We start from the raw sequence: 20,659 nt of genomic DNA, 5'->3' as shown, positions 1-20,659 counted from the left end.
AAATGAATAACGTCTATCGTTTCGGCGGCAATCGGGTTCTATCTCGATGAGGACGGGACGGGGACGTGGAGGGGTTTGCCAACTCTCAATGCAGCCGCGGTCTCGCAGCTGCCTGGGGGATTCTGCCTGTACGGTACTCGCGCTACTCAGTACACTCGCTACTTGGGGTGAGCGGGATTAACCCGTGATCCGGTTTTCGTCTGTCCAAGAAAGACCGCATGAAGCACTTCACCGAACACTTTGTTACCGGCGTCCACCACTTCGGGCTGGATGTGCTCCGGACTGCGTCTATCTCGCAATCAGACCGAAAACGCAACGCAGTATATTTGAAATGAAGGAGTTGGGTAAAGCTCCGAAAGTAGTGCGGCATGTCGTGGACATCGAAGAAGCTGGCCAGCGCATCGACAATTTCCTGATCCGCATCTGCAAGGGCGTGCCGAAAAGTCACGTCTATCGCGTGCTGCGTTCGGGTGAAGTGCGGGTCAACAGCAAGCGGGTCGATCAGACCTACCGTCTGGCGGAAAGTGACGAGGTGCGCATCCCGCCGATGCGTCTGGCCGAGCCGGGCGCAGCCGCGCCGGTTCCGTCGCGCGATTTCGACGTCCTGTACGAAGACGACGTCTTCCTTGCGCTGAACAAGCCGGCGGGCATGGCGGTGCACGGCGGCAGCGGCGTCAGTTTCGGTGTCATCGAAAGCCTGCGCCGTGCCCGACCTGACGCACGGCTGCTCGAACTGGCGCACCGGCTGGATCGCGAAACGTCCGGCATCCTGCTGATCGCCAAGAAGCGGTCGGCGCTCACGGCGCTGCACGACGCCTTCCGCGATGGCGGCATGGAAAAGCACTATTTCGCCCTCGTCAGCGGGCGCTGGATGAATCCCCAGCAGCACATCAAGCTTGCGCTGACCAAGTACCTGACCGAATCCGGCGAGCGTCGGGTGTCGGTGGACAGCGACGGCAAGGCGGCGCACTCCATCGTCCGGCTGGAAACGCGCTGGCCCGGCTACAGCCTGCTGGATGTGCGCATCAAGACCGGCCGCACGCACCAGATTCGTGTACACCTGTCGGCGAGCGGCTTTCCCATCGTCGGCGACGAAAAATACGGTGATTTCGCCCTGAACAAGGCCTTGCGCAAGGAAGGCCTGCCGCGCATGTTCCTGCATGCCCACAGTCTGGCGCTCAAACATCCGCTGACCGGCGACCCGGTGGAACTGCTGGCGCCGCTGCCGGCCGATCTGGCCGGCTTCGTTCGCCGCATCGATCAGCAGCAGATGCGCGAATTCGAACGGAAAGACGCCGATCCGACTCTACAGACCGAAAACCCCGACTGACATCCTCATGCCCGCACAGTTTGATCTCATCGTTTTCGACTGGGACGGCACGCTGCTCGATTCCGCCGCCGCCATCGTCCATGCCATACAGCGCGCCTGCGAAGATCTCGGGCTGGAGACGCCGGACGACCGCACCGCGCGTTCCGTGATCGGCCTCGGCCTGGTGGACGCGCTCGCCCGCGTGGTGCCCGAATTGCCGTCGTCGCGCCATCAGGAACTGGCGGGGCGCTACCGCTACCACTACCTGTCGCGCGACCATGAACTGACGCTGTTCGATGGCGTGCCCGCGCTGCTGGACGGACTGAGTGCGCGCGGACACACGCTGGCGGTCGCTACCGGCAAGAGCCGGGCGGGGCTGGACCGTGCGCTCGGTCACACCGGACTGGGCAGCCGGTTTGCCGCGACGCGCTGCGCCGACGAGTCGGTATCCAAGCCGGCGCCTGACATGGTGCTCGAGCTGATGGATGAACTGTCCTTCGATCCGGGGCGCACGCTGGTGATCGGCGACACGACGCACGACCTGCTGATGGCGCGGCACGCCGGATGCGAGTCGGTCGCGGTGACCTATGGTGCTCATCCACTGCACGAACTGCTGGCGGCGCGTCCGAAGGCACATTGTGCGAGCGTCGATGAACTGACGGCGTGGCTGGCATGTCACGCGTAGCGGTGTGCGAATCGGCCGAACTGGTCGATGGCGGGCCCGGCGTGCGTTTCGAGGTCGAGCAGCGCGGCAAGGCCGTAGCCGCATTCGCGGTCAGATTTCGCGGGCAGGTGCATGGCTACATCAATCGCTGCGCCCATGTGCCGATAGAGCTTGACTGGAATCACGGCGAGTTCTTCGACGACACAAAGTTATACTTGATGTGTTCCACTCATGGCGCGATCTATGCTCCTGAATCCGGGCACTGCGTCGGCGGACCCTGTCGCGGCAGCCGTCTCGAGCCGGTAACGCTGGAAGAATCTGGCGGAATGGTATGGCGACCCGCGTAAATATCTGTTTTATTGGCTAAAAATGTCCGAACCGGAAAAGCAGCGTGACCCCAGTGCAGAACCTGTCTGGGAACGAAAACTGATCGAGCGCCTTGCGCTTGAATCGGTTGTCGAGCAGCGGCGCAAGCGTCGCTGGGGGATCTTCTTCAAGCTGGTCGGCTTCGCCTACCTGGGCGTGCTGCTTTTCGCGCTGGTCGACTGGAGTACCCTTTTCAGTCAGGCGGAACACCGCAAGCACACCGCGCTGGTCGAACTGAGCGGGGTCATCGCACCCGGGGCCGAAGCCAGCGCCGAGAGCGTGATGGCATCGCTGCAGTCGGCATTCGAGGACAAGAACACCCAGGGCGTCATCCTGCGCATCAACAGCCCGGGCGGCAGCCCGGTGCAGAGCGGCATCATCAACGACGAAATGAATCGCCTGCGGGCCATGTACCCGAATGTGCCGCTCTACGCGGTGGTCGAGGACATCTGCGCTTCCGGCGGCTACTACGTCGCCGTTGCGGCTGACCGTATCTATGTAGACAAGGCGAGCATCGTCGGCTCGATCGGCGTGCTGATGGAAGGCTTCGGTTTTACCGGTCTGATGGAAAAACTCGGCGTCGAGCGTCGCCTGCTGACCGCAGGCGAAAACAAGGGCTTCCTCGATCCGTTTTCGCCACAGGACGAAGGGCATCGCGTGCACGCCCGGGAACTGCTCGGCGACGTGCATCAGCAGTTCATCGATGTCGTGCGCAAGGGACGCGGCGATCGGTTGAAGGAATCGCCGGACATGTTCTCCGGCCTGATGTGGAGCGGTACCCGCAGCATCGAACTCGGGCTTGCCGATGATCTTGGCAGCGTCGAATTTGTCGCGCGCGAGGTCGTCAAGGCGGCAGACATCGTCGATTTCACGCAGCGGCAGAATCTGGCGGAACGTTTCGCCAAGCAGTTCGGCGCCGATGTCGGGGAAAGTGTAGCGGGCGCCTTTTCGCGCATCGGTCTGCGCTGAGGTTCGCGGCGACCGGTCAGCGGGTCAAGCGCCGGCCAGCATCAGGAACAGGGTGGGGCGGCGGTCGATGCGCGCCACATCTGCCGTCTTCCACTGCGCCACCGTGAGTGTGCGTACGTATTGATCAGGTGCCGTCAACGCGCTGGCGATGCACAGCAAGGTGTCGCCGCGACAATGCGCGCGCAGGGTTTCGAACATTTTCAGGTTGCGGTAGGGCGTTTCAATGAACAGCTGGGTCTGGCGCAGTTGCGCCGACGTCTTTTCGAGGGCGGTCAGCGCCCGCGCCCGCTCTGCATCATCCACCGGCAGATAGCCGTGAAACGCAAACGACTGGCCGTTCAACCCTGAGGCCATCAGTCCGAGAAGGATGGACGACGGGCCGACCAGCGGCACCACTTCGATACCCATGGCGTGTGCGGCGCGTGCCGCCAGTGCGCCCGGGTCGGCGACGCCGGGACAGCCGGCATCCGAGATGACTCCCGCGCTGCGTCCTGCGCGTACCGGTTCAAGCAGCGCACGCAGCGGAGCGCCACCGCGCTCGGGAGGCAATTCGACGATGTCCAGCTCGCGCAGCGGCGTCGGATGCTCGAGTCGCTTCAAGGTCGCCCGCGCAGATTTGGCGCTTTCGACCAGGAAGTAGTCGAGGCGGTGCGCGCACTCGCGCACTGCCGCAGGTGTATCGGCATGCCACAAGGCGCGGCTGTCGAGTGCGCTGGGCAACATGTAGAGCACACCCTGCGGAGGTGCGTTCATGGCAGCAGATATCCGAGGCGGCGCAGCATGCGGCTCAACTCGATCAGCGGGAGGCCGACCAGCGCGGTCGGATCGTCTCCGCTGAGTCTTTCCAGCAGCGCGATGCCGAGGGACTCGGATTTTGCGGCGCCGGCACAGTCGACCGGGTCATCCAGATCGACATAGCGTTCGATTTCCCGTTCCGACAGCGTCCGGAAAACGACGTCGGTCGGGACGACCGCTTCATGCAGCGTTCCACTGCGCGGGTCGATGACGCAGAGCGCAGTGTCGAAGGTCACTTTTGCGCCGCTCAGTTCGAGCAACTGGGTGATCGCGGCATCGCGCGTACCGGGCTTGCCGTAGCGACGGGTGCCGCTCCAGGCGACCTGGTCGGAGCCGATGATGCAGCTGTCCGGATGGCGGAGGGCGATCGCCTGTGCCTTGCGGCGCGCAAGCCGGATCGCCTGCGCACGGGGCGTTTCATCACCGAGGCAGGATTCGTCGATGTCCGGCGAGGCCGTCGTGAAGGGCAGGCGCAGGCGTTCCAGCAATTCGCGTCGATAGCGCGAGGAGGAACCCAGAACAAGCGGGGGCAGGATGTCGGGCATGGGTGGGGCGGATCGGCGCGTTGTTGCGGAACGCTTTGACAGTATTGCGTGCCGGATAGTATCATTTTGGGTTTGATTCTTCGCCCGGATGCGCCCTGCGAGCCCGCCGACAGGTGGTCTGCCTCCAAGCAGGGTGCGGTAAAGAGGGTGCGGTAAAGGTACCCGTGACTGGCATGGAAGATGGCGACCGTCAGCAGGCACCCGGGAAGGGTGGCGGCATGCCCCGGCAGCTTGACGCAATACAGTTTGCACGGACATCCGGTGTCCTCGACGGCAGTACGGATGTTGCATTGCTTGAACGAGTTGCGCAGGAGTGCTCGGCGGTTCCGGCGCGGATAGACTGGTCGATTGCCGGGCAGGTTGATGCCGAAGGTGCGTGCTGGCTTGAGCTGGCACTTGCCGGATCATTGATGTTGCAATGCCAGCGTTGCCTCGAAGATGTCGCAGTGGGTGTGCGCAGCCGTTCGCGCTTCCGACTTGTTCAGGCGGGTGAAGAGTGGGGCGATCAGGACCTCGATGACGACACTTACGAGGCGCTGGAGCTGGAAGGTTTGCTGGACGTGCGAACGCTGATCGAGGACGAGGTCTTGCTGTCGCTGCCCGCCATCGCGCTGCATGATCAGTGCAGCCCGCCCGGAGCGGGCGCTGATGCCGATGCCGCCAAGCCCTCGCCGTTCGCCGAGTTGGGCAGATTGAAGCAGGGAAAGCAGTAAAAGTCGTAGGTGCCGGCGCTCGATGGCGCCGGTGGTGTGCAACAAGCAGGGTCGGCGCGCATGCGCACTCCGACCGTTCGGCAGCCGCCGACCGGTCGGGAAAGCAGCGGCGATCCATCACGTTTTATTCATCCGGTTCGCCGGTAGGAGTGGTTCCATGGCAGTCCAGCAAAACAAGAAGTCCCCGTCGAAGCGCGGCATGCATCGTGCGCACGATTTCCTGACGGCACCGGCAACGGCAGTCGAATCGACGACCGGCGAGGTGCACCTGCGCCACCACATTTCCCCGAGCGGTTTCTATCGCGGCAAGAAGGTGCTCAAGACCAAGGGCGAGTGATCCCCTGTTCCGACTTTCCGGCACACAGCCCGATGTCGGCACGTTTCGGCCATCGTGACTGGACTGGATGCATCGCATGAGCTACACCCTCGCCATTGATTGCATGGGCGGGGACCACGGCCCGTCGGTCACCGTGCCGGCGGCCGTTTCCTATATCCGGCGTGATCCCGCCTGCAGCGTGCTGCTGGTCGGGCTGCAGGACGTTCTGAACGCAGAGTTGAAGCGCCTGGGGGCAGAGAACGAACCCAGGCTTTCCGTCGTTCACGCCACCGAAGTGATCGGCATGGACGAGCCGCCGGCGCAAGCGATGCGCGGCAAGAAGGATTCGTCGATGCGGGTCGCGATTGATCTGGTCAAGTCGGGGCGCGTGCAGGCCGCCGTCTCCGCCGGCAATACCGGCGCGCTGATGGCGATTGCGAAGTTCGTTCTGAAAACGCTTCCCGGCATAGACCGCCCGGCGATCGCGTCCATTCTGCCGACGATGAAGGGACATACCTATGTCCTTGATCTGGGTGCCAACGTCGATTGCACGTCCGAGCACCTTTTCCAGTTCGGGCTGATGGGCGCCATGCTGGTGTCGGCACTCGAGTCGCGCGAGCGGCCCAGCGTCGGCCTGCTCAACATCGGTGAAGAGGCCATAAAGGGCAACGATGCGGTCAAGGGCGCGGCCGAGTTGTTGCGCGCCAGCGATCTGAATTTCTATGGCAACGTGGAAGGCAACGACATCTACAAGGGCACGACGGACGTCGTTGTGTGCGATGGCTTTGTCGGCAATGTGGCGCTGAAGACGTCGGAAGGTCTGGCACAGATGATTGCGACCTTTCTGCGCGAAGAATTCAGTCGTGGACCGTTGCGCAAGCTCATGTATCTGGCTGCCCGGCCGGTGATCCAGGCCTTCCGCAACCGGGTCGATCATCGTCGCTACAATGGCGCCACGCTGCTCGGACTGCGCGGCGTCGTCGTCAAGAGCCATGGATCGAGCGATGCCTACGGATTCGAAGAGGCGGTGGCGCGTGCGGCGGATGCCGTGCGCAACGATCTGATCGCCCGCATTACCCTTTGCATGACACGTACCGAGGTGGCTGCATGACCTTCTGCCGTATCACCGGCACCGGCTCGTATCTGCCGGGATCGCCGGTGTCCAACGACGATCTCGTTGCGCGTGGCATCGAGACGTCGGACGAATGGATTGCCGAACGCACCGGCATCCGGCGCCGCCACTTTGCCGCCGACGACGAAAAATCCAGTGATCTGGCACTTCATGCCTGTCGCAGGGCACTCGAAGCAGCGGGTCGCCCGGCGCAGGACATCGACCTGATCATCGTCGCGACCTCGACGCCGGACCAGGTCTTTCCGAGTACTGCCTGCCTGCTGCAGAACCGACTCGAGAACCGCACCGCAGTCGCATTCGACGTCCAGGCCGTCTGCGCAGGATTCGTCTACGCGCTGACCATTGCCGAAAAATTCATCCGCTCCGGCTCGCACAAGTGCGCCCTGGTGGTGGGCGCCGAAGTCTTTTCGCGCATCCTGAACTGGGACGACCGCGGAACCTGCGTGCTGTTCGGCGACGGCGCCGGCGCCGTCGTGCTCGAGGCGTCGGACGAACCGGGCATCCTGTCGTCGGTGCTGCATGCGGATGGCCACTACCACGACATCCTGTCGGTGCCCGGTACCGTGTGCGGCGGCAAGGTGTCGGGCACGCCCCTGCTGCAGATGGACGGACAGGCGGTGTTCAAGTTTGCAGTACGCGTGCTCGGGGACACGGCAATCGAGCTGATGGACGCAGCGAAACTGCCGATGACTGCCCTCGACTGGCTGGTGCCTCACCAGGCGAATGTGCGCATCCTTCAATCCACCGCGCGCCGGCTTGATCTGCCGATGGACAAGGTGGTGGTCACCGTGGCCGACCACGGCAACACCTCGGCCGCGTCGGTTCCGCTCGCGCTCGATCTGGCAGTGCGCGACGGTCGCATCCGGCGTGGTCAGATCGTCATGCTGGAAGGCGTCGGCGGCGGTTTCACGTGGGGCGGCGCGCTGCTTCGCTTCTGAAGGTCTTTCGAACATGCAGAAACTCGCATTTGTATTTCCCGGGCAGGGTTCGCAGTCAGTCGGCATGATGGCCGCCTATGGCGACGATCCTGCAATCCGCCGCACTTTCGACGAAGCGTCCGCCGCGCTGGGCGAAGACCTGTGGTCGATGGTGTGCGACGGTCCGGCCGAACGCCTTGCCCTTACCACCAACACCCAGCCCTTGATGCTGACCGCCGGCGTTGCCGTGTATCGCAGCTGGATGGCACGTACCGGTCGTCGTCCCGACCTGGTCGCGGGCCACAGCCTGGGCGAGTATGCCGCGCTGGTGGCGGCCGGGGTGCTTGAGCTGGCTGACGCGGTGCCGCTGGTCCGTCTGCGCGCTCAGGCGATGCAGGACGCGGTGCCGCCAGGGACTGGCGCCATGGCGGCTGTACTCGGACTGGACGCAGCGGCGGTACAAGCCTGCTGCGACGATGCCGCGCAGGGGCAGATCGTCAGCGCCGTCAATTTCAATTCGCCGGAGCAGACGGTGATTGCCGGCCATGCCGAGGCGGTGACGCGCGCCATGGCGCTGCTGTCGGAACGCGGTGCCAAGCGCACGGTGGCGCTACCCGTCAGCGCGCCATTCCATTGCGCCCTGATGCAGCCGGCTGCAGCGCGCCTGGCTGAAGCGCTGCCGAAGGTGGCGTTCGCCCGTCCGACGATCACGCTGATCAACAACGTCGACGTTGCCTCGCCCGATGAACCGGAGGCCATCCGCGACGCGCTGGTGCGTCAGGCTGCTGCGCCGGTGCGCTGGGTCGAAGTCATCCAGCGCATGGCCGACCTCGGCGCAGTCACCGTGGCGGAATGCGGGCCGGGCAAGGTGCTTGCCGGACTGACCAAGCGCATCAACCGCGAACTCACCGGTGTGGCGCTGGCTGACGCGGCGTCGCTGGAACAGCTGGCACAACAGATCGGAGCACGATGATGGGCGTACTTGACGGACAGATCGCGCTGGTCACCGGAGCCAGCCGCGGCATCGGTCGCGCGATCGCGCTGGCACTCGGCGCCGCAGGTGCAACCGTGATCGGTACGGCCACCACCGAAGCCGGTGCGGCAGGGATCCAGCAGGCGCTTGATGGTGCAGGCATCAAGGGGCGTGGCATCGTGCTCGATGTCACCCGCAGCGAGGACATCGCCACGGCGATGTCCGGTATCGAACAGGCGTTCGGTGCCGTCACGGTGCTCGTCAACAACGCCGGCATCACGCGCGACAACCTCGCGATGCGGATGAAGGACGACGAATGGCAGGCCGTCATCGATACCAATCTGAAAGCGGTATTCACGATGTCGCGCGCCGTGATGCGCGGCATGATGAAGGCACGCAATGGTCGCATCATCAACATCACGTCAGTGGTGGGCGAAACCGGCAATCCCGGTCAAGCCAATTACGCCGCTGCCAAGGCCGGCGTGGCCGGCATGAGCATGGCGCTGGCACGCGAGCTGGGTTCGCGCAACATCACCGTCAATTGCGTGGCGCCGGGCTTCATCGCGACCGACATGACCCATGCGCTGGGCGACACGGCACGCGATGCCCTGCTGGGGCAGATACCGCTCGGCCGCTTGGGTACGACGGATGAAGTTGCGGGCGCCGTCGTGTTTCTTGCTTCACCGCAGGCCGCTTACGTGACCGGCAGCACACTGCACGTCAACGGCGGCATGTTCATGCATTGACGCGCGCGCTGTCCGCGGTATTGCCGGCCGGTCGTTGCCGGCGAAGCGGGACAGGCTTTCTGTTACACTCGCGCCACTTTTTTTAGTGCCCTGACGGACTCGTCAGGGCTTACACAGGGAAGGAGTTTCGCAATGGAAAACATCGAACAACGCGTCAAGAAGATCGTCGCCGAGCAACTTGGCGTGAACGAAGCCGAAATCAAGAACGAATCATCGTTCGTCGATGATCTGGGCGCCGATTCGCTCGATACGGTCGAACTGGTGATGGCCCTCGAAGAAGAATTCGAGTGCGAAATCCCGGACGAAGAAGCGGAAAAGATCACTTCGGTGCAGCAGGCCATCGACTACGTGAATGGCCATCTCGCCGGCAAGGCCTGATCGTTCATCGGACGGAGCACGTTTTGGCACGTAAAAGAATTGTCGTGACCGGCTTGGGAATCATTTCCCCGGTCGGCAACACCGTAGGGCAAGCCTGGGAGAACATCCTGGCAGCAAAGTCCGGCATCAGGCGCATCACGCGCTTCGATCCGTCCGCACTGCCGGTACAGATCGCAGGTGAAGTTCGCGATTTCGACGTCGCCAACTATCTGTCCCCGAAGGAAGCTCGTCGCTTCGACACCTTCATCCATTACGGCATCGCTGCCTCGATGGATGCGATCCGCGACGCCGGGCTGACGGCATCACCCGACAACGCCGAACGTATCGGCGTATGCGTGGGTTCGGGTATCGGCGGTCTGCCGATGATCGAGGAAACGCACAACGTCATGCTGGCAGGCGGGGCGCGCAAGGTGTCGCCTTTTTTTGTGCCGGGTTCGATCATCAACATGATCTCCGGCATCATTTCGATCAACTACGGTTTCAAGGGCCCGAACTTTGCAACTGTCAGCGCCTGTGCGACCGCCAACCATTCCATCGGTGAAGCGATGCGCATCATCGAGTACGGCGATGCGGACGTGATGATCGCCGGTGGTGCCGAATCGACCATCTGTCCGCTCGGCGTCGCAGGTTTCGCGGCGGCAAAGGCCTTGTCGGGTCGCAACGACGATCCCGAAGCCGCCAGCCGGCCGTGGGACACCGGACGCGACGGTTTTGTGCTTGGCGAAGGTGCCGGGGTGCTCGTGCTTGAGGAGTACGAGCATGCAAAGGCGCGCGGTGCGCGTATCTATTGCGAACTGGCCGGTTACGGCATGAGCGCGGACGCCCATCACATCACGGCACCGCGCGAGGACGGCGAAGGTGCATCGCGCAGCATGAACAATTCGCTGCGCAACGCCGGCATCGCAGTCGACGGCATCGATTACATCAACGCTCACGGCACCTCGACGCCGCTCGGCGATATTGCCGAGACGGTGGCCGTGAAACGCTGCTTCGGCGAGCACGCGAAGAAGCTGTGCGTCAGTTCGACCAAGTCGATGACCGGTCATGCGCTCGGCGCAGCGGCCGGCATCGAGGCGGTGGTGACGGTGCTGGCCCTGCATCACCAGATTGCGCCGCCCACCGCGAACCTGCGGGATCCGGACCCGCAGTGCGATCTCGATTACGTGCCGCTGGTGCCGCGCGACTTGCGCATCCGCGCTGCGATGTCGAACGCGTTCGGCTTCGGCGGGACCAACGCAACGTTGGTGTTCAGCCAGCTGTAGGGGCGTCGTTTCGGGCATGGACGGTTCCGCCGCTTTTGCCCGGATCGAACTCGAGGGGTCGCGTTGTTGCAACGTGGCCCTTTTTGTTTGTGCGGCCGCGCTGATCCCGGCGGTAACGCTGCAGCCGGCGGTTGCACCGGTTGCCACAGCCGCACTCGCGCTCACGGCACTTGCGCGTCGGCGCGCTGCCTGGATACGCGTTCAGTTGAGTGAAGCGGGGCAGATGACGGTCTGGCGCGCGGACGGGCTGGTCACTGCCGGCCGCCCCGTGACGGGACGAACCGGGCGCGGGTGGGTGTCGTTGAGCCTGCAACCCGATCACGGCAAAGGCTGCACCCTGATGCTGTTCGGCGACCAGTTTGGCGGAGCCGACGACTTCCGGTGCTTCAGGCGCTGGCTGCGTGTAGCACTTCCTGATGCCGCACACGACGCGGGCGCAGGATGGTCGGGTTGGCGATTGCGCTGGTTTCCGGGTAATCGAGACTGAAATGCAGTCCGCGGCTTTCGTGCCGCTGGATGGCGCTGCGCACGATCAGATGCGCGGTGAGAACGAGGTTGCGGAGTTCGATCAGGTCGTTGCTGATCCGGAAATGAGCGTAGTACTCATCGATTTCACGCTCAAGCAGGCGGATCCGGTGCAACGCGCGTTCGAGCCGCTTGTTGGTGCGCACGATGCCCACGTAGTCCCACATGAAGCGACGCAGTTCGTCCCAGTTGTGAGCGATCACCACCTGTTCGTCGGCGTCAGTCACGCGGCTTTCGTCCCATGGCGGCAGTATCGCCGGCGCGACCGGTTTGCGCGAAAGGATGTCCCGCGTCGCTGCGGTGGCGTACACCAGACATTCGAGCAGTGAATTGCTGGCCAGCCGGTTGGCACCGTGCAGTCCGGTGTATGTGGTTTCACCGATTGCGTACAGACCATCGACGTCGGTGCGCGCGCGCTGGTCGACCTTCACCCCGCCGCAAGTGTAGTGAGCGGCCGGCACGACCGGAATCGGCTGTCGCGTAATGTCGATGCCCAGTTCCAGACAGCGGGCGTGAATGTTCGGAAAGTGACTGACCAGGAAATCGGCTGGCTTGTGCGACACGTCGAGGTACACGCAGTCGAGGCCGCGCTTCTTCATTTCGTAGTCTATGGCCCGTGCCACGACGTCGCGCGGCGCCAGTTCGGCACGCTCGTCGTGCGCCGGCATGAAGCGCTCGCCATCCGGCAGGCGCAGCAGACCGCCTTCGCCACGCATCGCTTCGGTGATCAGGAAGGATTTGGCGTGTGGGTGGTACAGGCAGGTCGGGTGGAACTGGATGAATTCCATGTTGCCGACGCGGCAACCCGCGCGCCACGCCATGGCAATGCCGTCGCCGGTCGCGGTGTCCGGATTGGTCGTGTACAGATAGACTTTGCCAGCGCCGCCCGTGGCGAGTACGACGACGGGCGCCGCGAAGGTGATGACATCGCCCGCTTCGATGTCGAGGATGTAGGCACCGGCGCAGCCGATTTCGGGGCGACCGAGCTTCCATCCGACGATCAGATCGACGGCAAGATGGCGTTCGAAGATGTGGATATTCGGGTGACTGCGCACCTGGCCGGTCAGCGTGGTCTGGATCGCCGAACCCGTTGCGTCATCGACATGCACGATGCGGCGGTGACTGTGACCGCCCTCGCGCGTGAGGTGATAACCCAGTTCGCCCTGCGCATCACGCGTGAATGGCACGCCACGCGCGATAAGCCATTCGATCGCTTCACGGCCGTGCTCAACGACGAAGCGGGTGGCATCCTCGTCACACAGGCCAGCGCCGGCGACCAGCGTATCGCGCAGGTGGTGATCGACGGAATCGGCGCTGTCCAGCACGGCCGCGATGCCGCCCTGGGCCCAGCTCGAAGCCGAATCCTCGACCTGCTTCTTCGTGATCAGCGCAACGCGCTGCCCTGCCTCGGCAAGGCGGAGTGCCAGCGCCTGCCCGGCGAGTCCGCTTCCAAGTACCAGCGCGTCGAAATTCAACACGGGAAAGAGCCGTTCGATAAAGCGCGCACTATATCGCAGCGGCTGCCCGGCAAGATGTTATGTGCGCAACCACACGCTTTTGGCGTTCTGCGCAATGACCGGATGAACTTTGTGGACATGCCCCGGTCTGTTGCAGCATGGACGCGACCCTTACTCCCCTTCAAGCAGTACTCAGGCCTGAGCGCTCGGATATACTGCGCGCCAGTTCAAATGCCGTACCGGTGAAAGATCCGGGCAAAGCAACCGCACAGATGAGCGAGCGAGAAGTTGACCAGTTGCTGGTCGAGCGGGCGCAGCGCGGTGACAAGCAGGCCTTTGGCCTTCTTGTCACCAAGTACCAGCGGAAGCTCGGCCGGCTGCTTTCCAGACTCATACGTGACCCGGCCGAGGTGGAGGACGTCGCACAGGAAGCCTTTATCAAGGCTTACCGCGCACTGCCGTCGTTTCGCGGTGAGAGCGCGTTCTATACCTGGCTGTACCGGATCGGCGTGAACACCGCGAAGAACTATCTCGTATCGCAGGGGAGACGCGCGCCGACAAGCACTGAATTCGATTCGGAAGAAGCTGAAAACTTCGACGACAGCGACAACCTGCGCGACATCAACACACCTGAACGCCTGCTGCTGACCAAGCAGATCGGCGAAACAGTGAATGCAGCGATGGATGCCTTGCCGGAAGAGTTGCGTACCGCGATCATGCTGCGCGAGCTTGAAGGCATGGCATACGAAGAAATTGCGACCGTGATGGACTGCCCGATAGGCACCGTGCGCTCGCGCATTTTCCGCGCCCGCGAGGCGATTTCGGAAAAACTGCGGCCGTTGCTCGACACGGCGCCTGACAAGAGGTGGTAAGACCCATGAAAGAAAATCTGAGCGCGTTGATCGACAACGAACTCGAAGACCGCCAGGCCCAGCAGATGCTGGATCGCCTGCATGCCGACGGTGATCTGCGCGATGAATTTGCGCTGCAGGTTGCGGTGGGCGATGCCTTGCGCGGCGACATCGGACTTGGCGCCGCCTTCACCGCGTCGGTCATGAGCCGGCTTGACGACGAGCCGACGGTTCTGGCACCGGTCGCTCGCCGGACGGCGGCCGCCCCGAAGCGTATGTGGATGACGGCTGCGGCGGCGGTGTCCGGCGTTGCACTCGTATCCTGGCTCGGGCTCGACCTGATGCCGGCTGGCACGCCCGTACAGATGGCGGCCACCACGACGCCGGCGAGCTATACACCGCAGGTGCGGGCCTCAGTCGTGAACAACGATGCGCCCCTGCGTGCCTATCTCGTTGCGCACCATGGCTACTCGCCCACGGGGAGCATGCAGGGCGTTGCGCTCTATGCGCGTGGTGTTTCGGATGTCTCGGCCGACGACCGTCGATGATCTTCCGCGCAGTCTGCTTGCTGGCAGCCATGATCGGCGGGCCGGTCGCTTGGGCGCAGAGCCAGGCTGAAGCGCTTTCCATGTTGAGTCGGGCCGTCACCGCCTCGCAGAACACGTCCTATGCGGGCACCTTCGTCTATCAAAGCGGTGCAAACGTCGAGACGTCCCGCATCGCTCATTATGTCGACACCGACGGCAACTCGATCGAACGGCTCGAAGTGCTCGACGGCAGTCCGCGCGAGGTGGTGCGCATCAACGACGAGGTGCGCTGCTACCTGCCGAAAGAGAAGATCGTCATCGAAGACCGGCGGGGCTCGCGCAAGACCTTCCCGTCGCTGCTTCCGGAATCGATCAACTCGCTGAGCGAGTTCTACGCAATCAAGCGCGGGGCACCTGGCCGGGTCGCCGGGTTCGAGACGCATTCGGTGCTGCTCGAACCCAAGGACGGTTTCCGTTTCGGATACGTGTTCTGGATCGAGGCACAGACCGGTCTGTTGCTCAAGGCGCGCATGGTCAATGAACGCGGCGAGGCGATCGAGCAGTTTGCCTTTGCCCAGCTTGAAATAGGCCTCCCGCTCAGCCGCGACGATGTGCGATCGCGCATGGCGGCGATGTCCGAAGGTTGGGCGGTTCACTCCGCCAGCACGACCACCGGGCAAAACGTGGACGTCGGCTGGGTGGCCAGCGCGCCGGTGCCGGGCTTCCGTCAGATCGCCGGGATGCGCCGCTCGCTCGGCCCGGACCGGCCTGACATGGTGCACATGGTGTTCTCTGACGGCCTCGCGGCGATATCGGTGTTCATCGAGCCGTTCCGCAAGGAAGACGGCAACTTCATCGGGCCGATGAAGCATGGCGCGGTCAATGTGTTCAAGCGCCGGGTGGGCAACTTCATCGTCACCGCGCTCGGCGAGGTGCCACCGCACAGCCTGCTCCGCATGGTCGAGGGCGTGGAGCAGAAGCGCTGATGGACATCCGGCAGGGTCATGTGCGACGCGTCGCCGGTCGCCTTGCCTGGGTGGACGTCGTGCGCAGCAGCGGCTGCGGCCGCTGCGACGATGCCGGTGGCTGCGGCCAGGCCTGTTCCGCCCGCCCGACCACCTACGTGATCCCGATATCGCACGCGATCGCAGAAGGCGACCGTGTCGAGGTGTCTGTTCCGCAAAACGCTCCGCTGGTCGCCGCGCTGATGACCTACGGCGTCGGTCTCGCCGCCATGTTTGCCGGTGCGCTGCTCGCGCGCGTCATCGTTGACTCGGATCTGGCGGTGGCAGCCGGGGCCGTTACCGGCCTCGCCGCATCCGTGCTGTGGCTTCGACGCGTGCAGCCGCGTGCCGAGCTGCTGCCGGCGATTCGTGCCGTTCCGCAAACCCGAACCCGTCCGGAATCATGAAAGCATTCATTGCCGCGCTGTTCCTGAGTTTTGTCACGTCTCTCGCCATGGCGGCGGCGTCGGCGCAACCTCCGGCACTACGCCAGTTGCCGGATTTTTCCGAGCTGGTCGAGCGGCAGGGGCAGGCGGTCGTAAACATCAGCACGACGCAGAAGGTCAGCACGCGCGCCATGCCGCAGATGCCGCCCGGCATGGACGAAAATGACCCGATGTACGACTTCTTCCGTCGTTTTGTGCCGCAGCAACCTGGCGGCCCGGGATCACCGGACGCGCGTTCGCTGGGATCGGGCTTCATCGTGTCGGCGGACGGCTACCTGCTGACCAATGCGCATGTCGTCGATGAAGCGGAGGAAATCACCGTCAAGCTCAGCGACAAGCGCGAATTCAAGGCGCGTGTGGTCGGCGCCGACAAGCGCACCGACATTGCGGTGCTGAAGATCGACGCTGCGGGCCTGCCGATGGTGAAGTTCGGCGACGCAACCAAGCTGCGCGTCGGCGAATGGGTGGTGGCCATCGGTTCGCCGTTCGGCTTCGAAAGTTCGGTCACGGCCGGCATCGTGTCGGCCAAGGGGCGCTCGCTGCCGCAGGAAAATTTCGTTCCGTTCATCCAGACCGATGTGGCGATCAATCCGGGCAATTCCGGCGGTCCGCTGTTCAACCTGCGCGGCGAAGTGGTCGGCATCAACTCCCAGATCTACAGCCGCAACGGTGGCTTCATGGGGCTGTCGTTTGCGATCCCGATCGACGTCGCGATGGACATCCAGTCGCAACTGCGTACCAACGGTCGCGTGCAGCGCGGGCGCATTGGCGTCGTGATCCAGGAGGTGACGAAGGAACTGGCCGATTCCTTCGGCATGAAACGGCCGGAAGGGGCGCTGGTCAGCTCGGTCGAACCGCGCGGCCCGGCTGAAGTCGCCGGCATCGTGCCGGGGGATGTCATCCTGCGTTTCGACGGCAAGCCGGTGGACGGATCGGGCGACCTGCCGCGACTGGTCGGCGGCACCAAGCCCGGCGCATCGTCGATCGCCCAGGTCTGGCGCAACGGCGCCACGCGCGACATTGCGGTCACCGTGGCCGAACTGAACGACGATCTGGCCGACCCGCGACGCAGCCGTCGTGGCGGCGGTGCGCCTGAATCGGTACCGCAGTCCAACCGTCTGGGTCTGGTGCTGTCCGAAGTGACGCCACAGCAGCGGCGCGGCATGCAGATCGAAGGTGGCCTGCGGGTGGAAAACATCACTGGCGGCGTCCGGTCGGACCTGCGCATCGGCGACGTCATCCTGGCCGTCATTGCGCGTGGCAAGCAGACGCCGGTGTCCACGCTGGACCAGTTCAACAGCATCCTGTCCGGCATGGAACCGAAGATCGGCCTGACCGTTCTGGTCCGGCGGGGCACCAACCAGACTTTCCTGACCTTGCGCGTGCCGAACGGTCAGGACGCGGAAAAGTGAATCTGCCGCCGAATGCGCCGGCGCTGACGCTCTATCTGCGTCGCTGGTGCCATCTGTGCGACGATCTGCTCGAACAGCTGACACCGCTGATTGCACCGCATGATGTCGAAGTGCGTGAAATCGACATCGACGAGCACCCGGAGTTCGAGGCGCCCTATGGCGAACACATCCCGGTGCTGTGCGCCGGCGAGCGCGAACTGTGCCGTCACCGGCTTGATCCGCAGGCGGTGCAGGCCTATCTGCTAGAATTGCGCGCTTGATCTCGTCGGTCCGGCTGACCAGACAAGGGTGCCGCCATGGGCACCCTTTTTCATTCCTGTTTCCACTCTGACGATGCAGCACATCCGAAACTTTTCCATCATTGCCCACATCGACCACGGCAAGTCCACGCTGGCCGACCGTCTGATCCAGCGCTGCGGCGGCCTGTCCGATCGCGAAATGGAGGCGCAGGTCCTTGATTCGATGGATCTGGAGCGCGAGCGCGGCATCACGATCAAGGCGCAGACCGCGGCCCTCCGTTACAAGGCCAACGACGGCCAGATCTATCAGTTCAACCTGATCGACACCCCGGGTCACGTCGACTTCTCCTATGAAGTGAGCCGCTCGCTGTCCGCCTGCGAAGGTGCGCTGCTGGTGGTCGATGCGTCGCAGGGCGTCGAGGCGCAGACGGTCGCCAACTGTTACACCGCACTCGACCTGGGCGTGGAAGTGGTGCCGGTGCTGAACAAGATCGATCTGCCACAGGCGGATCCTGAGAATGCGCGGCAGGAGATCGAGGACGTCATCGGCATCGACGCAACCGATGCGATCCAGTGTTCCGCCAAGACCGGACTGGGCATCGACGACATCCTCGAAATGATCGTCGTGCGCATCCCGCCGCCCAAGGGCGATCCGGCGCGGCCGCTGAAGGCTCTGATCATCGATTCCTGGTTCGACAACTACGTCGGCGTCGTGATGCTGGTGCGCGTGGTCGATGGTGCATTGAAGCCCAAGGACCGGATGTTGTTCATGTCGACCGGCGCGCAGTACCAGGTCGATCAGGTCGGCGTGTTCACGCCCAAGTCCCTGTCGCGCGAAAGCCTGTCGGCGGGTGAGGTCGGTTTCGTCATCTGCGGCCTGAAGGAACTGAAGGCAGCCAAGGTCGGCGACACCATCACGCTGGCGGATCACCGTGCGCCCGAGCCGCTGCCCGGCTTCAAGGAAATCAAGCCGCAGGTGTTTGCCGGGCTGTACCCGGTGGAAGCCAGCGAGTACGACCAGCTGCGCGAGTCGCTGGAGAAGCTCAAGCTGAATGATGCCTCTCTGCAGTACGAGCCGGAAGTGTCGCAGGCGCTGGGTTTCGGTTTCCGCTGCGGCTTCCTCGGCATGCTGCACATGGAAATCGTGCAGGAGCGGCTGGAGCGCGAGTTCGACATGGACCTCATCACCACTGCGCCGACCGTGGTGTATGAGGTGCTGATGAACGACGGCAGCATCGTCATGGTCGAGAACCCGGCCAAGCTGCCCGAAGTTTCGAAGATGTCGGAGATCCGCGAGCCCATCATCAAGGCGGTCATCTTCCTGCCGCAGGAATATCTGGGTGCGGTGATCACGTTGTGCGAGCAGAAGCGCGGGCAGCAGGTGAACATGCTTTATCACGGCCGGCAGGTGCAGCTCACCTACGACCTGCCGATGGCCGAGGTGGTGTTCGATTTCTTCGACAAGCTCAAATCGGTGTCGCGCGGTTACGCTTCGCTCGATTACGAATTCAAGGAGTACCGCGCAGCTGACGTGGTGAAGCTCGACATCATGGTGGCCGGCGAAAAGGTCGATGCCCTGTCGGTCATCGTGCACCGGGCCAATGCGCAGTACCGCGGCCGCGAAGTGGCGGCCAAGATGCGCGAACTGATTCCGCGCCAGATGTTCGACGTGCCGGTGCAGGCCGCGATCGGGGTGCACATCATCGCGCGCGAAACGATCAAGGCGCTGCGCAAGAACGTGCTCGCCAAATGCTACGGCGGCGACATTTCACGGAAGAAGAAGCTGCTCGAAAAGCAGAAAGCCGGCAAGAAACGCATGAAGCAGGTAGGAAACGTCGAAATACCGCAGGAGGCGTTCCTTGCCGTGCTGCGTGTCGACGACAAATAAAACGACTGGACCCGAATCTTGAATTTCGCACTCATCCTTTTCGTGCTGTGTGTGCTCACCGGCATCCTGTGGGGCCTGGACCGCATGGTGTTCGCGCGCAAGCGACCGGCTGGTACGCCCGACCCCTGGTGGGTCGAATACGGTGCAAGCTTCTTCCCGGTCATCATCGTCGTGTTCGGGCTGCGCAGTTTCGTTGTCGAACCATTCCGCATCCCGTCCGGTTCGATGATTCCGACGCTGCTGATCGGCGATTTCATCCTGGTGAACAAATTCACCTACGGTGTTCGGCTGCCGGTGCTGCACGACAAGATCATTCCGATGAATGATCCGCAGCGCGGGGACGTCATGGTGTTCCGCTACCCGGCCGATCCGTCGGTCGATTACATCAAGCGCGTGGTCGGCCTGCCGGGCGACACGGTGGCCTACCAGAACAAGCGGCTGACCATCAACGGTGTCGAAGTCCCGGTGCAGCCGGCGGAAGACTACTTCCACAGCGAGCGCGCCTACTACTCGAATCGCTTCAGCGAAACGCTGGGCGATGTGCAGCACCACATCCTGAACGACCGCGATGCGCGGGCCGACATCCCGACCGCACTCGATTTTCCGGGGCGCGAAAACTGTGTCTACAATCGCGAAGGGGTGCGCTGCGAAGTGCCGGCCGGCCACTACCTGGTACTTGGGGACAATCGTGACCAGAGTGCCGACAGCCGCATCTGGGGGTTCGTGCCGGACGGAAACATCGTGGGCAAGGCTTTTTTCATCTGGTTTCATGCGGATACCATCCTGCCGCCGAAAGGCATCGATTTCGGCCGTATCGGCAGCTTCAGGTAGTCTGATCGCACCATGAGGAGTCAACAGATGCTGCGCAAGCAATCCGGTCTGAGTCTGGTGGGATTCCTGTTCGTTGCCGGCGTCGCCGGCCTCGTTCTGGTACTCGGAATGAAGACGATTCCGGCCGTCATCGAGTACTACACCATCCTGAAGAACGTGAATGCCATCGTGAAGAACGGCGAGATCAAGGGCGGCACGGTGGCTGATTATCGCAATGCCTATTCCAAGCGCTCCATAATGGATGAAATGTCCAGCGTCACGCCGGCCGATCTCGACATCATCAAGGACTCGAACGGCGTCGAGGTCTCGTTTGCCTATGACCGCAAGGTGCACATGTTCGGGCCGGTAAGCATCCTGTTCGAATTCGAAGGGTCGGCCACGGGGCCGAACTGAC

The 20,659-nt window shown here is 63.4% G+C and carries 24 protein-coding genes; 21 read left to right on the top strand and 3 right to left on the bottom strand.

The window, feature by feature from the left end:
• The first annotated feature begins 331 nt into the window (after positions 1–331).
• The 4 genes from NMQ14_RS13735 to NMQ14_RS13720 are packed head-to-tail and all read left to right on the top strand — an operon-like array spanning position 332 to position 3,308.
• Positions 332–1,330 carry an RluA family pseudouridine synthase gene (locus NMQ14_RS13735; protein ID WP_257097010.1) on the top strand — a complete coding sequence of 333 codons (999 nt, stop codon included), beginning with the start codon at positions 332–334 and terminating at the stop codon, positions 1,328–1,330.
• A gap of 7 nt (positions 1,331–1,337) precedes the next feature.
• Entirely contained in the window at positions 1,338–1,994 is a 657-nt protein-coding gene (locus NMQ14_RS13730) for an HAD family hydrolase (RefSeq protein WP_257097009.1), read from the top strand.
• The gene (locus NMQ14_RS13725; protein WP_257097008.1) at positions 1,982–2,320 is read left to right on the top strand and encodes a Rieske 2Fe-2S domain-containing protein; all 339 of its coding nucleotides are present in this window, start codon (positions 1,982–1,984) and stop codon (positions 2,318–2,320) included. The genes NMQ14_RS13730 and NMQ14_RS13725 overlap by 13 nt, the downstream gene beginning before the upstream one ends.
• 22 nt (positions 2,321–2,342) lie before the next feature.
• Entirely contained in the window at positions 2,343–3,308 is a 966-nt protein-coding gene (locus NMQ14_RS13720) for a S49 family peptidase (protein WP_257097007.1), read from the top strand.
• Between the two features lie 24 nt (positions 3,309–3,332).
• On the opposite strand, the gene NMQ14_RS13715 is transcribed toward NMQ14_RS13720, so the two are convergent.
• Together NMQ14_RS13715 and NMQ14_RS13710 are read right to left on the bottom strand one after the other, a co-directional pair.
• On the bottom strand, positions 3,333–4,061 hold the full coding sequence (locus tag NMQ14_RS13715; RefSeq protein WP_257078709.1) for an SAM-dependent methyltransferase: 729 nt from the start codon (positions 4,059–4,061) through the stop codon (positions 3,333–3,335).
• Positions 4,058–4,648 carry a nucleoside triphosphate pyrophosphatase gene (locus NMQ14_RS13710; RefSeq protein ID WP_306441239.1) on the bottom strand — a complete coding sequence of 197 codons (591 nt, stop codon included), beginning with the start codon at positions 4,646–4,648 and terminating at the stop codon, positions 4,058–4,060. Before NMQ14_RS13710 ends, NMQ14_RS13715 begins: the two co-directional genes overlap by 4 nt.
• Before the next feature lie 173 nt (positions 4,649–4,821).
• Here NMQ14_RS13710 and NMQ14_RS13705 point away from each other — a divergent pair, with 173 nt between their 5' ends.
• The 8 genes from NMQ14_RS13705 to fabF all read left to right on the top strand — a co-directional run bounded on the left by NMQ14_RS13705 (position 4,822) and on the right by fabF (position 11,085).
• Positions 4,822–5,361, top strand: a complete 540-nt coding sequence (locus tag NMQ14_RS13705; RefSeq protein ID WP_257097006.1) for a DUF177 domain-containing protein — start codon at positions 4,822–4,824, stop codon at positions 5,359–5,361.
• Between the two features lie 157 nt (positions 5,362–5,518).
• Positions 5,519–5,698 carry a 50S ribosomal protein L32 gene (gene rpmF, locus NMQ14_RS13700; RefSeq protein WP_019917801.1) on the top strand — a complete coding sequence of 60 codons (180 nt, stop codon included), beginning with the start codon at positions 5,519–5,521 and terminating at the stop codon, positions 5,696–5,698.
• A gap of 76 nt (positions 5,699–5,774) precedes the next feature.
• Complete coding sequence (plsX, locus tag NMQ14_RS13695) at positions 5,775–6,788, top strand: phosphate acyltransferase PlsX (RefSeq protein ID WP_069040174.1); 1,014 nt, start codon at positions 5,775–5,777, stop codon at positions 6,786–6,788.
• A complete protein-coding gene (locus NMQ14_RS13690) occupies positions 6,785–7,747 on the top strand; it encodes a beta-ketoacyl-ACP synthase III (protein ID WP_257097005.1) in 963 nt (320 codons plus the stop codon). The genes plsX and NMQ14_RS13690 overlap by 4 nt, the downstream gene beginning before the upstream one ends.
• Before the next feature lie 13 nt (positions 7,748–7,760).
• A complete protein-coding gene (fabD, locus tag NMQ14_RS13685) occupies positions 7,761–8,699 on the top strand; it encodes an ACP S-malonyltransferase (RefSeq protein ID WP_257097004.1) in 939 nt (312 codons plus the stop codon).
• Positions 8,696–9,445 (top strand): 3-oxoacyl-ACP reductase FabG, encoded by a 750-nt coding sequence (gene fabG / locus NMQ14_RS13680; RefSeq protein ID WP_373457195.1) that lies wholly within the window; start codon positions 8,696–8,698, stop codon positions 9,443–9,445. Before fabD ends, fabG begins: the two co-directional genes overlap by 4 nt.
• A 132-nt stretch (positions 9,446–9,577) precedes the next feature.
• Positions 9,578–9,823 (top strand): acyl carrier protein, encoded by a 246-nt coding sequence (acpP, locus tag NMQ14_RS13675; RefSeq protein WP_069040177.1) that lies wholly within the window; start codon positions 9,578–9,580, stop codon positions 9,821–9,823.
• A gap of 23 nt (positions 9,824–9,846) precedes the next feature.
• Positions 9,847–11,085: a beta-ketoacyl-ACP synthase II gene (gene fabF, locus NMQ14_RS13670; protein ID WP_257097002.1), complete on the top strand. Its 1,239-nt coding sequence runs from the start codon at positions 9,847–9,849 to the stop codon at positions 11,083–11,085.
• 386 nt (positions 11,086–11,471) lie between these two features.
• Here fabF and nadB read toward each other — a convergent pair whose 3' ends face one another.
• Positions 11,472–13,088, bottom strand: a complete 1,617-nt coding sequence (gene nadB / locus NMQ14_RS13665; protein WP_257097000.1) for an L-aspartate oxidase — start codon at positions 13,086–13,088, stop codon at positions 11,472–11,474.
• Positions 13,089–13,339: 251 nt separating this feature from the next.
• On the opposite strand from nadB, the gene rpoE reads away from it, so the two are divergent.
• From rpoE to NMQ14_RS13620, 9 genes are all read left to right on the top strand, one after another.
• The gene (gene rpoE / locus NMQ14_RS13660; RefSeq protein ID WP_069040772.1) at positions 13,340–13,939 is read left to right on the top strand and encodes an RNA polymerase sigma factor RpoE; all 600 of its coding nucleotides are present in this window, start codon (positions 13,340–13,342) and stop codon (positions 13,937–13,939) included.
• Between the two features lie 5 nt (positions 13,940–13,944).
• Positions 13,945–14,466 carry a sigma-E factor negative regulatory protein gene (locus NMQ14_RS13655; RefSeq protein WP_257096999.1) on the top strand — a complete coding sequence of 174 codons (522 nt, stop codon included), beginning with the start codon at positions 13,945–13,947 and terminating at the stop codon, positions 14,464–14,466.
• Positions 14,467–14,546: 80 nt separating this feature from the next.
• A complete protein-coding gene (locus NMQ14_RS13650) occupies positions 14,547–15,431 on the top strand; it encodes a MucB/RseB C-terminal domain-containing protein (RefSeq protein WP_257096998.1) in 885 nt (294 codons plus the stop codon).
• On the top strand, positions 15,431–15,856 hold the full coding sequence (locus NMQ14_RS13645) for a SoxR reducing system RseC family protein (protein WP_257096997.1): 426 nt from the start codon (positions 15,431–15,433) through the stop codon (positions 15,854–15,856). The genes NMQ14_RS13650 and NMQ14_RS13645 overlap by 1 nt, the downstream gene beginning before the upstream one ends.
• On the top strand, positions 15,853–17,307 hold the full coding sequence (locus tag NMQ14_RS13640; protein ID WP_373457194.1) for a DegQ family serine endoprotease: 1,455 nt from the start codon (positions 15,853–15,855) through the stop codon (positions 17,305–17,307). The genes NMQ14_RS13645 and NMQ14_RS13640 overlap by 4 nt, the downstream gene beginning before the upstream one ends.
• Positions 17,304–17,567, top strand: coding sequence for a glutaredoxin family protein (locus NMQ14_RS13635; protein WP_257096996.1), 264 nt, complete (start codon positions 17,304–17,306; stop codon positions 17,565–17,567). The genes NMQ14_RS13640 and NMQ14_RS13635 overlap by 4 nt, the downstream gene beginning before the upstream one ends.
• 73 nt (positions 17,568–17,640) lie before the next feature.
• The gene (gene lepA / locus NMQ14_RS13630; RefSeq protein WP_257096995.1) at positions 17,641–19,434 is read left to right on the top strand and encodes a translation elongation factor 4; all 1,794 of its coding nucleotides are present in this window, start codon (positions 17,641–17,643) and stop codon (positions 19,432–19,434) included.
• A gap of 18 nt (positions 19,435–19,452) precedes the next feature.
• Positions 19,453–20,265, top strand: coding sequence for a signal peptidase I (gene lepB, locus NMQ14_RS13625; protein ID WP_257096994.1), 813 nt, complete (start codon positions 19,453–19,455; stop codon positions 20,263–20,265).
• 27 nt (positions 20,266–20,292) lie between these two features.
• Positions 20,293–20,658, top strand: coding sequence for a DUF4845 domain-containing protein (locus NMQ14_RS13620; RefSeq protein WP_257096993.1), 366 nt, complete (start codon positions 20,293–20,295; stop codon positions 20,656–20,658).
• Position 20,659: the final 1 nt, after the last annotated feature.

The sequence above is a fragment of the Methyloversatilis sp. XJ19-13 genome, from assembly GCF_024580155.1.
Lineage (GTDB): Bacteria > Pseudomonadota > Gammaproteobacteria > Burkholderiales > Rhodocyclaceae > Methyloversatilis.
The sequence above is the reverse complement of the archived record's forward strand: the minus strand, read 5'-3'. Positions and strand labels throughout refer to the sequence as shown.

Bases quoted from the DNA above. Each gene is read 5' to 3' on its own strand.
- NMQ14_RS13735 (WP_257097010.1), top strand. From the start codon at position 332: ATGAAGGAGTTGGGTAAAGCTCCGAAAGTAGTGCGGCATGTCGTGGAC.
- NMQ14_RS13730 (WP_257097009.1), top strand. From the start codon at position 1,338: ATGCCCGCACAGTTTGATCTCATCGTTTTCGACTGGGACGGCACGCTG.
- NMQ14_RS13725 (WP_257097008.1), top strand. From the start codon at position 1,982: ATGTCACGCGTAGCGGTGTGCGAATCGGCCGAACTGGTCGATGGCGGG.
- NMQ14_RS13720 (WP_257097007.1), top strand. From the start codon at position 2,343: ATGTCCGAACCGGAAAAGCAGCGTGACCCCAGTGCAGAACCTGTCTGG.
- NMQ14_RS13715 (WP_257078709.1), bottom strand. From the start codon at position 4,061: ATGAACGCACCTCCGCAGGGTGTGCTCTACATGTTGCCCAGCGCACTC.
- NMQ14_RS13710 (WP_306441239.1), bottom strand. From the start codon at position 4,648: ATGCCCGACATCCTGCCCCCGCTTGTTCTGGGTTCCTCCTCGCGCTAT.
- NMQ14_RS13705 (WP_257097006.1), top strand. From the start codon at position 4,822: ATGGAAGATGGCGACCGTCAGCAGGCACCCGGGAAGGGTGGCGGCATG.
- rpmF (WP_019917801.1), top strand. From the start codon at position 5,519: ATGGCAGTCCAGCAAAACAAGAAGTCCCCGTCGAAGCGCGGCATGCAT.
- plsX (WP_069040174.1), top strand. From the start codon at position 5,775: ATGAGCTACACCCTCGCCATTGATTGCATGGGCGGGGACCACGGCCCG.
- NMQ14_RS13690 (WP_257097005.1), top strand. From the start codon at position 6,785: ATGACCTTCTGCCGTATCACCGGCACCGGCTCGTATCTGCCGGGATCG.
- fabD (WP_257097004.1), top strand. From the start codon at position 7,761: ATGCAGAAACTCGCATTTGTATTTCCCGGGCAGGGTTCGCAGTCAGTC.
- fabG (WP_373457195.1), top strand. From the start codon at position 8,696: ATGATGGGCGTACTTGACGGACAGATCGCGCTGGTCACCGGAGCCAGC.
- acpP (WP_069040177.1), top strand. From the start codon at position 9,578: ATGGAAAACATCGAACAACGCGTCAAGAAGATCGTCGCCGAGCAACTT.
- rpoE (WP_069040772.1), top strand. From the start codon at position 13,340: ATGAGCGAGCGAGAAGTTGACCAGTTGCTGGTCGAGCGGGCGCAGCGC.
- NMQ14_RS13655 (WP_257096999.1), top strand. From the start codon at position 13,945: ATGAAAGAAAATCTGAGCGCGTTGATCGACAACGAACTCGAAGACCGC.
- NMQ14_RS13650 (WP_257096998.1), top strand. From the start codon at position 14,547: ATGTTGAGTCGGGCCGTCACCGCCTCGCAGAACACGTCCTATGCGGGC.
- NMQ14_RS13645 (WP_257096997.1), top strand. From the start codon at position 15,431: ATGGACATCCGGCAGGGTCATGTGCGACGCGTCGCCGGTCGCCTTGCC.
- NMQ14_RS13640 (WP_373457194.1), top strand. From the start codon at position 15,853: ATGAAAGCATTCATTGCCGCGCTGTTCCTGAGTTTTGTCACGTCTCTC.
- lepA (WP_257096995.1), top strand. From the start codon at position 17,641: ATGCAGCACATCCGAAACTTTTCCATCATTGCCCACATCGACCACGGC.
- NMQ14_RS13620 (WP_257096993.1), top strand. From the start codon at position 20,293: ATGCTGCGCAAGCAATCCGGTCTGAGTCTGGTGGGATTCCTGTTCGTT.